Annotated in this window: 1 protein-coding gene; it reads left to right on the top strand. The window is 61.9% G+C overall.

Annotated features, from left to right (window positions below; all coding sequences use genetic code 11):
* Window positions 1–71 precede the first annotated feature (71 nt).
* Complete coding sequence (locus QMG79_RS16575; RefSeq protein ID WP_283539734.1) at window positions 72–1,364, top strand: IS256 family transposase; 1,293 nt, start codon at window positions 72–74, stop codon at window positions 1,362–1,364.
* Window positions 1,365–1,403: the final 39 nt, after the last annotated feature.

Raw genomic sequence — 1,403 nt, 5'->3', positions numbered from 1 at the left:
GGGGACTGTGGAATTAACGGTGTATCTGGCTCGACACGCCGGGCGGTGAGCCTGGCGGGGAGGAGCCCGATATGGCCGCAACACTTGAGGCTGTGCCGAGTACGAATACCGCTGAGAAACTGACAGAGAAATCCGAGGCCGAGGCCGCGCGCGAGCTGGTGAGGATGGCCAGGGAGCAGGGATTGTCTCTGACTGGTCCTGGCGGGCTGCTGAAGATGCTGACGAAGACGGTCATCGAGACTGCGTTGGATGAGGAGCTCACGGAGCACCTCGGTTATGAGAAACACGACGCGGCCGGGAAAGAGACGGGCAATGCCCGTAACGGGACCCGGTCCAAGACCGTGCTGACGGAGACAACCGGGCCGGTGGGTATAGACGTTCCGCGGGACCGCGAGGGCACGTTTGAGCCGGTCATTGTCCGGAAGCGCCAGCGCCGCCTGAACGGTGTAGACGAGATGGTCCTCTCGCTGTACGCGAAGGGCCTGACAACAGGCGAGATCAGTGCGCACTTCGCTGAGATCTATGGGGCTTCCGTTTCCAAGGAGACCATCTCGCGGATCACGGACCGGGTGCTCGAGGAGATGAACGAGTGGCAGAACCGGCCGCTGGATGAGGTCTACGCGGCGATCTTCATCGATGCCATTGTGGTCAAGATCCGTGATGGTCAGGTCGCCAACCGGCCGATCTACGCCGCCATTGGTGTCACCCTGGACGGGGAGAAGGACATCCTGGGTCTCTGGGCCGGGACTGGCGGGGAGGGGGCGAAGTTCTGGATGAGCGTTCTCACTGACATCAAGAACCGTGGTGTGAAGGACAGTTTCTTCCTGGTCTGCGACGGACTCAAGGGCTTGCCGGAAGTGGTGGGCAATGTCTGGCCGCTGACGACGGTGCAGACGTGCATCATCCACCTGATCCGCAACACCTTCCGGCTGGCCTCGAAAAAGGACTGGGACGCGCTCAAACGCGATGTGAAGCCCATCTACACGGCCCCGAACGCCGCGGCCGCCCGGACGGCACTCGAGGAGCTCACGGAGAGGTGGGGCAGGAAATACGCGGCGATCGTGCGGCTCTGGGAAAACGCGTGGGAAGAGTTCATCCCGTTCCTGGATTACGACGTGGAAATCCGGCGGGTGATCTGCTCAACCAACGCCATCGAATCGCTCAACGCCCGGTACCGGCGCGCGGTGAAGGCGAGGGGTCATTTCCCGACCGAGCAGGCCGCGCTAAAGTGCCTGTATCTGGTCACCCGATCCCTCGATCCGACCGGTGCCGGCAGAACCCGGTGGGCCGTGCGTTGGAAACCCGCTTTGAACGCCTTCGCCATCACCTTCAGCGACCGATTCCCGGCAGCTGAAAACTACTAAAGAAAACTGCCGGATACACCGTTAATGAGATAGTCCCCA

Origin of the sequence: Pseudarthrobacter sp. PS3-L1 (assembly GCF_030063285.1) — a bacterium.
GTDB lineage: Bacteria > Actinomycetota > Actinomycetes > Actinomycetales > Micrococcaceae > Arthrobacter.
Note: the sequence above shows the minus strand (reverse complement) of the source record. Positions and strands in the feature narration are given on the sequence as shown.

What these genes read in the sequence shown, in the direction of transcription:
- QMG79_RS16575 (WP_283539734.1), top strand. Translation starts at nt 72, where the DNA reads ATGGCCGCAACACTTGAGGCTGTGCCGAGTACGAATACCGCTGAGAAA.